This is a genomic window from Paraburkholderia ultramafica, from assembly GCF_902859915.1.
Classification (GTDB): Bacteria; Pseudomonadota; Gammaproteobacteria; order Burkholderiales; family Burkholderiaceae; genus Paraburkholderia; species Paraburkholderia ultramafica.
In genome coordinates this window covers 1-12,689 of sequence record NZ_CADIKK010000045.1, presented here as the reverse complement: position 1 = coordinate 12,689, position 12,689 = coordinate 1, and the positions used below count along the sequence as shown (strand labels likewise).

Here is a 12,689-nt window from a genome sequence, read left to right as displayed (position 1 = left end):
AGCGCGGCGCGCATCAGATTGCGGGCCGCATCGCGAATGTTTCGTCAGCGGCGAAGCGGAACGGATCGTAGCCGTCGATCACATACGGCTGGTTATAGAACTCGACCGCCGGCGCGATCTCCGCGAGCGACAGCAGCAGATACATCGCGGTCTTCGCGTCCTCCGGCAGCGCGTCCATCTGATACTGGTCGAGCCACGCGACGAGCTCGTTGACGCGCGGCAGCAGCGCGTCCCTGAACTCGACGATCGCGTCCATGCCGGCCGTGTGGCGGCGCGTCGTGCGCGCGGTCTCCGTGGCCAGCGCCCATGAGTCGACGAAGCGGTTCAGATCCGCGAAGGCTTCCGGCAGCGGCACGACCCGCGCCGGGGCGCCGCTGCGATTCGTGATGACGATGACTTTTTCTTCCATGATCCTTACTCCGCGATGGCTTCGGTTCTGGCTTCGGTTGTGGTTCTGCCTTCGGCCTCAGCGAGCAGGCGTTCGATGACGTGATAGCTGTGGCGCACGAGCAGTTCGTTGTCCTGTAGCACCATGTGCTTCTTCACGCCGGTTTCGGCCGCACGCTGCGTGCGTTCGAGCGTGCTCAGGTCTTCGAGCAGTACGTCGCGCAGCGCGACCTTCATGTATTCGAGGAAAAAGCGCCCGCCGGGGGTCGTCATCTCGGGGTAGTACACCCGCGCTTCGAAGAGCGTCTTGTTGTGCGCGATCGGACGGAAGTTGTACGCCTGGATGTAGTTCGGACGCAGCGAAACGTAGAAGTCCGGGAAGATCACGTTGATGTCGAACAGCCAGTTCGGGCTCTTCGTCCAGTTGACGCCGCTCGGCAGCGCGTCGAGCGGAAACGCATGGCGTGCGCTGCCCAGACCGGCGCGCAGTGCCGCGGCCGCAATCGGGCGCGTGGTCGCCGCATCGGACAAGGCTTCGGCCGCGGCGGCGCCGCCCGAGGTGACCGCCTTCGGATTGCCGTACACCGACTTCTGGTTGCCCGCCAGCGACAGACGCCGATGGAAGTCACCGCACAGCGCATCGAGCGGCGGCATGCTGCCGCCGTCGCTCTTGTCGATTGCATCGGCAATTGAATTGCCATGCACGTAGGCAACGTGATACGCCTCCTGGAACGCGTCGAGCGCGAGCTTCCAGTTGCAGTTCACGACCGTCTCCCACTGAAAGCCGACCGTCATCCTGTCGAACGGATAGCCCTCCACGTCGCCGTACATCGGCTTCATGAAGTCCGCGAGCGACATTTTCGGGTTCGGGTCCATGTTCACGAAGATGAAGCCCTGCCACACGTCGCACGCGACGCGCGTCAGCGCGTAGTCCTTGAAGTCGAGCCCGAAAAAGCACTTCTCGTCAGGTACGCCGGTCAGCTTGCCGTCGAGGTCGTACGCCCAGCCGTGGAATTTGCAGAAGAATTTGCGGGTGTGGCCGGTCTTGTCATACGCAATCTGATTCAGCCGATGCGAGCACACGTTGTGCATCGCGCGAATCTGGCCTTGCTTGTTGCGCACCACGATGATCTCCGTGTCGCAGGCATCGAGCTTCTTGACGAAGTAGTCGCCTGCTTGCGCAATCTCTTCCACGCGGCCCACGTGCAGCCACGTCTTCTTGAAGATGTGTGCCTTCTCGCGTTCGTAGTATTCGGCGGAAATGTACGGTTCGACCGGAATCAGGCCGGCGCCGAGCTCCGCATAGCGGGCGGTCAGCGTGCCTTCGGGGGCTTGCGTCGCGATCATGAGCGAAATCCTTATGAGAGGAAGAGCGTTTGTTCTAATAATGAATGGCATTCTGTTTTCAACCAAAATCCATGTCAAGCCCTGATCGCAAAACTTTTGTTGCTGCGCTGCAGCGCGGGGGCGCAAAGCGCCAGTTGCTAGAATGCCGGGGCCGCTGACTAGCGGCCCGTTCGCACATCACCACCAGGAGATTCCGTGCCGCAGGTCAAGAAAGCAGAACTCCGCGAAGCGATTCTGGCGGCCGCCTTTTCGGCGTTCAGCCGCAAGGGGTACTCGGCCACCACGATGACCGAGATCGCGCGCCAGGCCGGCACGACCGTCGCCAATCTGTATGTGTATTTCGATTCGAAGCTGGTGATCCTCTACGAGATTTACCAACCGTGGCTGAACCGGCAACTGCATGCGTTACGCGCCGAAGTGATGCTGCTGTCGAATCCGCGCAAGAAGATCCGCCGCATCATCAAGGGGATCTGGGCCGATATTCCGGCCGCCGACCACGCGTTTGCGAACGCGCTGATCGACGCCCTGGCGAGCGCGCCGCCCGAGTTGCGCAAGCCGGTGAATCTGCTCGAGACTGTGGAAGGTTTCCTCACACAGTTGCTGGTCGAATCGCTGCCGCCCGAGCGCGCCGGCGTCGTGCACGGCGAGCTGCTCGCGCATCTGATCTGGATGGCCTTCGATGGCTTCGTGATCAACCACCGCATCGGCGACGAGCGCGACATCGACAGAATTTCAGCGATGATGGCCGATCTGCTGCTTGGCGACGCCGCGGCCGACTCCCGCTGAGACTTCGCGAACACCTGCTGCGCGGGGCTTCGGCGCTGTCCTGGGGAAAACCACAATCACAGCCATTTTTGAAACCTTTGACAGCGCCGAAAAAAGAATGCGATTCTGTATTTAGGCCGCGACGCTGACGCGTTGGGCCCGGACATCCGACTGTCGAACCACGTTGGGGCGTGCCTATGGTGCGCGACAGTGCCATCCGTCGCGCGGCTTGCCTGCAAGCGGACGACGGCCGGTCGCCCGACGACTGAACGACGTCCCCACTACCCTGAGGTGTTCCGAATGGCCGCACTCTCCGATTGCTCACACGCGCGTTCGTTCGATCCGCCGGCGCGGACGACGTATATGGTGCTCGTCCTCTGCTTCCTGACCATCGTGGCCGAAGGCTACGACATCGGCGTGATGGGCACGATCGTGCCGGCGCTGCTCGCCGATCCGGTATGGAAGCTCACACCCATCGAAATCGGCGCGATGAGCAGTGCCGCACTCTTCGGCACCCTGGTCGGCAGCTACTTCATCAGCGTGATGAGCGATCTGGTCGGTCGCAAGCTGCTGCTGATCGGCTGCGTGGCGCTGTTCTCGCTGTCGATGCTCGGGGCCGCGTGGGCGCCGACGCCTTTCGTGTTTTCGGTGTCGCGCTTCATCGGCGGACTGGGACTAGGTGGCGTCATTTCCGCCGCGGCCGCGCTCACCGTCGAGTATTCGCCACTACGCAAGCGCAATCTCAACTTTGCGTTGATGTATTCGGGCTACTCAATCGGTGCACTGCTTTCGGCGCTCATCGGAATCGCCTTTCTACACTCGCACGGCTGGCGCTTCGTGGTCGCGCTCGGCGCGAGCCCGCTCATCGCCACGCCTTTCCTTGCGTTCCTGTTGCCTGAATCGCTCGACTTCCTGCTCGCCCGCGGCCAGACCGCACGCGCCCGGGTGCTGGCCGCGCGTCTCGGCATCGAAGAGGCAAAGCTGCAGCGTCCCGCCGACCGCGCGGGCCCGAAGCCGAGCATCGGCGCGGTCTTCGCCGAAGTGTTCTCGCGTCACAATTTCTGGGCGACGATCAGCCTGTGGATCGCGCAGGTCGCCGCCGTGCTGGTGATCTATGGACTCGGCACGTGGCTGCCGCAACTGATGCGCAAGCTCGGCTACGACCTTGGCCCGAGTCTGTCGTTTCTTGCTGTGTTCATGCTGTCGGCGGCGTTCGGCGGCATCCTCATCGGTCAGATCAGCGACCGCATCGGCACGCGCAAGACTATCGTCGGAGGCTACGTGATCGGCGCGCTCGCGGTGTCGGGTCTTACGGTGAAGGGCGGCCTTCTGATGAACTACGTGCTCGTCGCGCTCGCGGGCTTCGGCAGCATCGGTGTCGCGATGGTGCAACTCGGCTTCATCGCCAGCTACTATCGCGCGCATGCGCGTGCAAGCGCGACGGGCTGGGCGGTCGGCGTGGGACGCTTCGGCGCGATGGCGGGACCGATGGTCGGCGCTTACCTTGCGGCGCAGAACGTCGACGTGAAGTGGAATTTCTTCGCGTTCGCGGCCTCGGCGCTGGTCGCGGGCGCAGCGATTGCCTGCACGCGCAGCCCGCACGCATCGGGCGCGACTATCCACGCCGCCAAGGTCTCTCTCGAACACTGAGCGTTCGCGTCGGGCAGGGCCGCGCGCCGTGCCTGACGCACTCGGTCAATCCATCGGCGAACAACTTCATGAGCATCGGTTTCGGCTATCTGGCCCGTATCGGACATCTGTATCCATCGGGCGGCTTGTGTGATTTTGAAATCCAGGCGATGGCGCCCGAGGGCGTGCAGTTCGTCACGACGCGCCTGCCCTTTCGCGACACCTCGATCGAATCCGACCGCCGCCTGGTGTCCGATCTCGAAGCGCACGCGAAGCTGCTGGCCGACGCGAAAGTCGATCTGATCGCGATGAACTGCACAGCGGCGGGCGTGGTGGCAGGCCCGGATTCGGTCAACGCGCGGATTCGCCAGGCCACCGGCATTCCGGCCGTCACGACGATCCAGGCGGTGCTCGCCGCCTGTGACACGTTGCACGCGACGCGCATCGCGCTGATGACCGCTTATCGCCCGGAAGTGGTCGACGCAGAAATTGCATTCTTCGAGGCGCGCGGTATCGAAGTCGTCACGCACGCGAGTCAGCCCTGCAGCACGCCGTACGAACAGGCGATGCTCGAACCGCACACATGGACGGCGCTCGCCACGCGGCTGAAAGGCGACTTCGATGCGGTGCTGATCAGTTGCGCGGGCGTGCGCGTGAGCCGCGTGATCGCGGATATCGAACGTGCCGCAGGCAAACCGGTCGTCACCAGCAATTCGGCGTTGCTGTGGTTTTGCCTCGAGACGCTTGGCATACAGATACGACCAACGGGATATGGTGTGCTATTGGCGTCCTCACGGAGTTCGTGAAGGCTGGTTTCGTTGGCAGCGCTATGGATCACCGGGTCGACGAGGCATTCGCCAGTGGCTCGCCGAGGGCGTGGTCAAGCAATATGAGCACATTCTGCATGAAGCTTGCGCGACCTGGACGCCATGCGGTCAGTTGAGCGGAGCCGACGATTCCCGCGCCAGATGGGTCAGAATTCTGTGCAAGTTAATATCGAAAGGCCAAAGCGCGTAGGCTTCCTTAGTGCGCGTTCCACGTAAGCAGTCGTTCGCCGAGGGCGAGTCCCGCTTCTGACCGTCGCCGCGCGCTTCGCCAAATCACTCCCGACGGCCCGAGAAATTCTGTCTGCCTTCACACACCCAATCCTGCTTCGAGCGACTACATTTATATTGTCGGAAGACGATATTGCGCGTGGAGACAGTCCTGCCTCCCAATTGCGTCCCCCAGGTTCCAGGGTGAGAACGACATGAAGAAATTCATCTGCGCATTGCTGCTTGCGTGCACGAGTCTATTCGCATGTGCCGACACCCCGTCGCTTTACTCCCCTAGCGTGATCGTGTACGACGTCGCGCGTGGCGAAGTCCTGCTGGAAAAAAATGCTGACGATGTCCGACCCATCGCGTCGCTGACGAAACTGATGACAGCGATGGTCGTACTCGACAAGGCGCAGGAGATGGGAGATACCCTGACCATTGACAAGGCCGACATCGACCGCCTCAAGCACTCGGGCTCGCGGATTCCCGTCGGTACCTCGCTCGAACGCGAGGCGATGCTTCGCCTTGCGCTGATGTCATCCGAAAACCGTGCGGCGTCCGCCCTGTCACGCTCGTTCCCTGGCGGCCAGTCGTCGTTCATCCGGCAGATGAATCTAAAGGCGCGCGCGCTAAACATGGCCGACACGCATTTCGAGGATCCGACGGGGCTCTCGCCGGACAATGTCTCCACAGCTCGCGATGTCGTCAAGTTGGCGATCGAAGCGTCGCACTATCCGATGATCGGTTCGTTTACCACCCTGACAGCGTACGAACAGACAATCGGCAACCGGACCAGGTTCTATCACAACACCGATCCGGTGGTCCGCTGGACGGATTGGGACACGCAGCTCGCGAAAACCGGGTACACGCGCGAGGCGGGTCGCTGCATCGTGGTCGACGCCGCCATGCCGAGAGGCACGGTGATTATTGCGCTGCTAGGCGCAAGATCATCCGGTGCCCGCTCCGCTGATCTGGCGACGATCCGCAACTGGGTGAACGGCGATCAAATGCCCGTAGCCGTACCTCGCCTGTACCATGCCTCTGCGCATTTGCATCACCGCCATCCAGTCGTCGCCAGCCAACAACATCGCGTGAACGTGCGACTCGCATCCTGGCGGACCGCGTCCGCCGTCTCGTCACATCGCCACCCGTCGCACCGCATTATCGCCAGTCGAGCTCGTACGTAAGCATGCCCGATTCGACAAACGTCTGCGGGTTTATTCGAGCAGGCGGAATCGGTTTAAAGGCCCGCCGGGCGTGGGTTCTACCCGTCTGACACGCGGCTGGACATCAACCCTGATTCGCGCGGCAGAAAAGGACCGAAGCGCGGGCGCGCGCCGTAGGCGTCGGAGCTCGCGCGCGTGGCCGCCACATTTGACAATCAGGTGATTGGCGATCTGTTGTCGTGGTTCGCGATCTTCTGCACGGCGGTGGTCGCAGGGCTCGTCCGATACGACCTCCCGGTAGCGGACGGCTCGTGTGTTGTCAGCTGAACAACCTATACCGACCTACACCGGCCGTCGACTTGTCGTGACGGGCCGACGATCGGTATGGCCGATAACGCGGCGAATGTGATTGACGCGACAAACGGATTCGGCGCATCGGACCTAAAATTAAAAGTAGCGCCGGTCCCTTTGCGTGGGGCGGCTCGCCTTATCCCCTTCTATCAACGGCAGGCGGCCATGAACACTCACGATGCGCGTTTCGTTCGCCCGGCGCTGGCTGCACTCTGCGCGGCTTCGCTCGCAACTCTCGCCGCGTGTGGCGGAAGCGCCTGCTTCGGCCTCGATGGCTGTGGCGGCGGAAACGGGATGTCAAACTTCGCCCTATCCGGCACAGCCGCCACCGGCAAGGCGCTCGCCAGCGCGATGGTCACCTTCAGTTGTGCACGAGGTTCGGGCTCCACCCTGTCAGACGGCGGTGGACACTACGGCATCGCGTTCAACGCCACCCTTCCCTGCATCCTCACCGTGACCTCCGCCGGCACGACCCTGCATTCGCTGGCATTTGCCGGCGGCACCTTCAATACGACGCCCGAGACCGAGCTGATGCTCGTCTACCTCGCTTCGCAACTTCGGACGAGCGAGACCAGTCTGATTGCGGACTTCCCGAGCAACTCACAGTTCCAGCAGGTGCTGGCAAACCAGGCCGATGTGCTGGCTGCGCAATCGGCTGTCGTCACAAATCTGCAGCAGCGCTATGCGGTCACGCTGACGGCACCGGCGTTTCTAACGACGCCGTTTATTGTCGGGAAAGCAGGCGTCGACAGCGATCTCGGCGCGCTGGCGGCAGCAGGCGCCATCACCGCCGAAGGCATGCCAGATTCGGCCGCCGTCTCGCTGCTGTCAACGGCGGGTCTCGCCCATCCGCTCACAACGACGTCCACACCTTCATCCGGCACTGGCGGCACAGGCAGCGCCACCGGCGGCATGATGTGAACTGTGGGGTGCTGCTGCTTTGTCATATGCCGTTGTGCGCCAGGCAGTTTGAGGCTGACGTCATCAGGCCGCACCTTGAGCTTCTGACTTGCATGGAGTGCGACGACGCGGCGCGGCGGAATGGGAATCCGTACGCCGGGTTTCGGGTTTCGACCGGGATCCGGCCGTTTGTCACGCAATTGAAAGTTGCCGAAGCCGGACAACTTCGCACTTTCGCCGTTTGCCAGCATGTCGCGCAACACCGCAAAGCATGTTGATGGGCGTCGACAAGTTGCGCCACATGTCACGGGATCGTGGATCGCACTGGTTGCGATGCTTGCTGGTACTTCCCATCACGTCAGTCCGCACGCGTTCCTCTTGCGTCCGGCACCGCGAGTTCTCCAACGCGCCGCGCTGGCTGCCGGGCGCCTCTTTCCATAACCTATCAATCGACACGCGCGGCGTGTCAGGAGTCCGCCTGTTTCATACGATCGTGCGTGGAGCCGGATAGCGGACGATCGGAGTTTCTCAGGCGGCGCTTTTTCGATAACGCACCAGCCAATTGAAGACCGTCAGCCGTCGTGTGCTGGAGGAACAAGTTTTCTGAGCAGCGGACCAAACGTCAGGCCCTGGACCAGGATGGAGAAGATCACAACGATGTACGTGCTCGTGAGGATCAATTGGCGCTCCTGACCGGCTGGTAGCAGAAACGCCAGCGCGATCGAAATTGCGCCCCTCAGGCCGCCCCACGTTAGAAGCGTGACGGTACCCTTCGGATATGACGCGAGAAAACTCCCGATCCTGATCGGGATCAGTACGCTGATGGCACGCCCAACCAGTACACAGGCAATTCCGATCAACCCGAGGAGCAGATACATCCCCGTCTCGTTGATCGCGACAATTCGAGGCCGATCAGCAGGAACAGCAAGCTGTTCAGGATTTCGTCAACCAGTTGCCAGCACTTCCCCGGATACTCCTGCGTCTGTTCGGACATCGCGAGTTTCCATTCTTTGTTGCCCAGGAAGAGGCCGGCGACAACGGTGGCAATCGGGCCTGACATATGAATCGCATCGGCAAGCACATAAGAGCCCATGCATAGTGCGATGGAAAGCAGTACCTCGACTTAAAATATCGGAATGCCCGCGAAGCCCTTGACTGGCGGAAGGCAGCAGACTTCAACTACCGCGCGGAGAGCCGCGCCAGGTTTGGCTCCCACCCTCCGCGATCACCGCCTACCCATCATCCTACCCATACTTCGTGGCGACATACGGAGACCAGTATCTAACCCTGGTTTCGCCGCGTCAGTCGGCGCCACTTTCACAAGATACTCCGGTCAGCCATGTGCCGCGCAGCTGGGTTTTCGCACAGCGGCTCCGCAAGCGGCGCCGCGCACCTTGAAATCGATTCTCTACCCAGTTTTCTGGTGCTTGCATGGCTCCTTCAAGCTCTGTCAGGATCGCGTTGGAACAATTCTGACGGTATCGATGACACGTTGATGCTCCGACGCGGTCTGGCCAGAGCTGATAACTGCTGACTGGATTTCTCGGTATCGCTGACGGTATCGTCGCTATCAACTTACGCTCGCCTCGACGAGTTGGTCGGCAAGTTGTCGGCCATAGCAGCCGCTGGCGCGACCGTCGTCCTACGGCCGCTATGGTTAGCTTTGCTGACCTCGGGCTCACGATCAGTTCGAACGGCAGCTTTACTCCAACTGATAGGACAGCAGTCGACCCAAGGGCGACATTCGCCTCGCAGCCGCTTACGTCGGGTTGCCTGCTCATTGCGGACACCTACACGGTCACGGACGTCAATGACGAACAGCACAAATGGCATCATTCGAGGATGCTTGAAGAAAGTACCTTGCTGATTGCCAAATGCCTACCCAGTGGATCACTCTGTCGGCACGCGTGATCCACTCTGTCGGGATCGTAATGCCATCCGCTTTCTCCTCCTGTGGCGGCTTATCCAAAGTCCATAGCTCCTGCTCACTCGGGGCTCATAGGCTCCTGTTCATCATGCCGAGGTACACGAGTCTTCACGGATGCAGAACTGAAGGCACCTGCCTGAACGCCGTCATTCCGCCCCAAGCCCAGCCAATTCTCGATCGAACACCGGGATAAGTTTTACGAAGGTTTCCGGCAGATGCCCGCGCTCCTTGAGCCCCTTCAGGATCACCGAGCCTTGCTCAAGATAGGTTCGGCGCTGCACTGGCGAATCGGTTGCCCGGCCGAGTTCCAGGTAACCCATCGCCAGAAGAACCTGCATCATTGGGTTATCGGGATTGGCTTTCAACACTTTGCGAATAGTGTCGACTGCGCGGGTCAACGCGTCCTGGCTTGCTGCATGATCGCCTGATAATTGCTTCGCCGTTGACAATGCGAGAAGGGACTGACCGAGATTAGCCATATTAAGCATGTTCGTCGGATCATCCTTCACCAGCGGCTCGTAGGTCGCAACTGCTTCGCTTGCGGCAGATACTGCGCCCGCAGTGTCTTTCGTCTCCAGCAGCACTTGCGCGAGAATCATTCGAGCCTCCCCTAACGAGGAACGCCAGTCAGCGTTTGCAGGATCTCGCGCAAGCAGTCTTTCAAAGATAAGAGCCCCTTTCTCCAACGGCTGCTTTGCGTCATATGGTGCGTCATCGAGGTTCCGGGAAACGGCCTCGATGACATATGCCTGCCCCAGGATATTGAGCCACGCAGTTTCGTCCGGCGCCCGTTGCACTGCGTTTTCGAGACCAGCGACCGCCAGCCTCGCTTCCGCAGTCGCTGCACCCGGGTCACCCGCCATGAACAGCGGGCCTGCCGACAAAAAGTGCATCGCGGCCGCCGCTCCTTGTCGGTCAATGTTGGTTGGATCCTTTTGCGCCATCGCGGAGTATATGGTTCCCGCCTTCCTAAACTCGGCGAGCGCGCTGTCCGTATCCCCCTGCAGCATGCGCACCCCACCAATCTGAAAATGATATTCCGCAGCGGTAAGCTGCCAATCGTCGTTGCCAGGGTCCCGTTGCGTTAGCAGTTCGCTGACCTTCAACCCCTGCTCAAAGGCGCGAATCGCACCAGTCAGGTCTCCCTGCGTCAGCAAGGCCTGGCCGAACGCTCCATTGGCAGCGAGCACAATTAAATCCGCGTTGTGATGGCCTACGGACACACCGCTTACTTTCGCTGCTTCCGTTCGTGGTCGCGTCGTTTGAGGCTCCGCAATCTCCCTTGCCTGCCGGTATTCGTTCAGCGCGGCCGACAGTTTGCCGGAACTTTCGAGAATTCTGCCTGCTCGCAAATGATTGGCAGCCGTTGCCAACTGCACAGCGGTGTCGTCCGGGTAACCCTTCAGCAACGGCGTCGTAATTGCAATCGCCGCTTCATATTGCGCAAGCGCAGCGTTGGAGTCGCCCTGGTCTCGCAACGCACTTCCGAGGATCGCATGTGATTCCGCCAAGTCGATCTGCAGAGGTATGTCGTCAGGCGCACGTTTTGCCAAAGGCGCAAGCAGGGCGAGTGCCTGCTGGTATCGGGCAACTGCGCCTTGTAGATCACCCTGTGTTTCGAGTGACTCACCGATCCTGTAAGTGCTGATCGCCAACTCGCGCGAGGCATCGACCTGGTCTGGATATTTTCTCAGATTCGCCTCCGCAATCGACGCCGCACTGACGAACGTGTCTTTCGCCGCCTTCGTATCTCCCAGCAAGTTCTGAAGGTCGCCGATGAAGATTTGCGTTTTCACGTCAGCCGGATCGTATGTTGCGGCTGTCAGATATGCATTCAACGCGGCTCTCTTGTCTGTAAGAAAAGCCAACGCACCGCGCTGACGGGCCAGCTCTGCCGCCTCCTTGCGATGTTGTTCAGCGTAGACGGCATCTTTTTCCGCGCTCTTTAGCGCACCCTTTTCCTGGTCTTGCAACAGTGCCTCGGACGGAGCGGAATTTCCCGCAGCAAGGGCCTGTGCCGCCTCTTTCTCCCGAGGCCCGGCGTTGATCTGATTCGCCAGCGCCTGAATGGTGGCGATCGCTTTCTTATATTCAACGCGAACTTCTGCGAGCAGACGTTGCGTCTTCTGCTCGCCACGGATGGCGGCGTCTAGTTGTGCACGCGTCTTCTCGTCGAGGTCGCCCCCGACCTTGACCACGTTGCCGGTACCGGACACGTTTATCGCGTGGCCATTCTGCGCGTTCGCCACCTGGCCGGGCGCGGACGGCGAGGTAGCGGGTTTGGGCGTTCGCGCAGACTGCGCACCGGGTTCAGAAGACACTGCGCCCGCAAGCAGCATCAGAAGGAGCAGGAGACATGTGCGGACGCTTTTCATGGCTTCTCCATATGCACGTAATTCCCTGAACCTTGCACGTTCACGGCGGCGCCGCCTGACGCATTCGCGCTTTGACTGGGCGCGGCGCTTTGCAGTTGGGAAGGGCTGACGGTCGAAGCTTCCGGAGCGACATCGGGTGGTGGTTTGCGGAAGACACCAAAGCTGACAAGTAACGCCACGGCCGCGGCGATAGCCGCGCCTAGGAAGCGAAGCGTCTTTTGGTTTCCGTCCTGCTTCAGCCAGGCCCAGACTCCATGCGAACGCGTGCTGCGTCTCTTGACTGACGTCCCAGCGTCCTGTCGTACTCGATCACGCATGGTAGCTCCTTGCGGGGATCGAAAAATTCGGTAAAGGTAAAACGATCGTAATTCAGAGAATGGAAAAGCCGTCATCTGCTCGCCACGAGCCACCCTGCATAGGCAAAACGACCACGTACGGCGAGCTGAACTCAATGGGCAAGAATCTCGTGGAGTAATCTGGCCACTGGCATGTTACGGCCCGCACCACCCACGACCGAATGCTGCCGGTTCGTGGCGATGTATTCTGAATGATCCGCTTAATGTCAAACCGTCGAGTGAGTACCCGCGCGCCACGGCAAGCCTAGCGGCTAACGTACTCCGTATTCCGACGTCCTGGACGGCCGTCATCGCGTGGTGATCGGCCATTCTGCAGTTCAGGATGATTGTCTCGTGCTGGCCGTCCTCTGCCGGATGCGGATGTCACTACTCGACCCGAAGCACCTACGTGCTTGGGTTGGCGTGACGGCTGTTTCCAAGGTTTAGCGGTCAATACAAAAGCGCCTATG

11 protein-coding genes and 1 pseudogene are annotated in these 12,689 nt (G+C 60.9%); 6 read left to right on the top strand and 6 right to left on the bottom strand.

Going from position 1 to position 12,689, the window contains the following annotated elements; genetic code table 11:
• Positions 1-13 precede the first annotated feature (13 nt).
• Both HV744_RS31800 and HV744_RS31795 read right to left on the bottom strand, forming a co-directional pair.
• A complete protein-coding gene (locus HV744_RS31800) occupies positions 14-409 on the bottom strand; it encodes a hypothetical protein (RefSeq protein WP_175153289.1) in 396 nt (131 codons plus the stop codon).
• A gap of 5 nt (positions 410-414) precedes the next feature.
• Positions 415-1,734 carry an aromatic ring-hydroxylating oxygenase subunit alpha gene (locus HV744_RS31795; protein ID WP_175153288.1) on the bottom strand — a complete coding sequence of 440 codons (1,320 nt, stop codon included), beginning with the start codon at positions 1,732-1,734 and terminating at the stop codon, positions 415-417.
• 195 nt (positions 1,735-1,929) lie between these two features.
• Here HV744_RS31795 and HV744_RS31790 point away from each other — a divergent pair, with 195 nt between their 5' ends.
• The 6 genes from HV744_RS31790 (at position 1,930) to HV744_RS31770 (ending at position 7,603) form a co-directional block, all read left to right on the top strand.
• A complete protein-coding gene (locus tag HV744_RS31790; protein WP_175153287.1) occupies positions 1,930-2,520 on the top strand; it encodes a TetR/AcrR family transcriptional regulator in 591 nt (196 codons plus the stop codon).
• Positions 2,521-2,799: 279 nt separating this feature from the next.
• Positions 2,800-4,149: an MFS transporter gene (locus tag HV744_RS31785; protein ID WP_175153286.1), complete on the top strand. Its 1,350-nt coding sequence runs from the start codon at positions 2,800-2,802 to the stop codon at positions 4,147-4,149.
• A gap of 68 nt (positions 4,150-4,217) precedes the next feature.
• Positions 4,218-4,934, top strand: coding sequence for a maleate cis-trans isomerase family protein (locus tag HV744_RS31780; protein WP_175153285.1), 717 nt, complete (start codon positions 4,218-4,220; stop codon positions 4,932-4,934).
• 443 nt (positions 4,935-5,377) lie between these two features.
• Positions 5,378-6,352: a D-alanyl-D-alanine carboxypeptidase family protein gene (locus HV744_RS31775; protein WP_175153284.1), complete on the top strand. Its 975-nt coding sequence runs from the start codon at positions 5,378-5,380 to the stop codon at positions 6,350-6,352.
• 174 nt (positions 6,353-6,526) lie between these two features.
• Positions 6,527-6,658 (top strand): hypothetical protein, encoded by a 132-nt coding sequence (locus tag HV744_RS38120; RefSeq protein WP_281363686.1) that lies wholly within the window; start codon positions 6,527-6,529, stop codon positions 6,656-6,658.
• A 189-nt stretch (positions 6,659-6,847) separates the two neighbouring features.
• The gene (locus HV744_RS31770; protein ID WP_175153325.1) at positions 6,848-7,603 is read left to right on the top strand and encodes a hypothetical protein; all 756 of its coding nucleotides are present in this window, start codon (positions 6,848-6,850) and stop codon (positions 7,601-7,603) included.
• Positions 7,604-7,677: 74 nt separating this feature from the next.
• Here the strand turns inward: HV744_RS31770 and HV744_RS31765 are convergent.
• From HV744_RS31765 to HV744_RS31750, 4 genes and pseudogenes are all read right to left on the bottom strand, one after another.
• Positions 7,678-7,851 (bottom strand): annotated as a pseudogene (locus HV744_RS31765) (HU family DNA-binding protein); the annotation flags it as partial.
• A gap of 303 nt (positions 7,852-8,154) precedes the next feature.
• Positions 8,155-8,460 (bottom strand): cation:proton antiporter domain-containing protein, encoded by a 306-nt coding sequence (locus HV744_RS38115; protein WP_175153283.1) that lies wholly within the window; start codon positions 8,458-8,460, stop codon positions 8,155-8,157.
• Positions 8,439-8,675, bottom strand: coding sequence for a cation:proton antiporter domain-containing protein (locus tag HV744_RS38110; RefSeq protein WP_175153282.1), 237 nt, complete (start codon positions 8,673-8,675; stop codon positions 8,439-8,441). The genes HV744_RS38115 and HV744_RS38110 overlap by 22 nt, the downstream gene beginning before the upstream one ends.
• A 980-nt stretch (positions 8,676-9,655) precedes the next feature.
• Complete coding sequence (locus HV744_RS31750; protein WP_175153281.1) at positions 9,656-11,884, bottom strand: tetratricopeptide repeat protein; 2,229 nt, start codon at positions 11,882-11,884, stop codon at positions 9,656-9,658.
• Between the last annotated feature and the right edge of the window lie 805 nt (positions 11,885-12,689).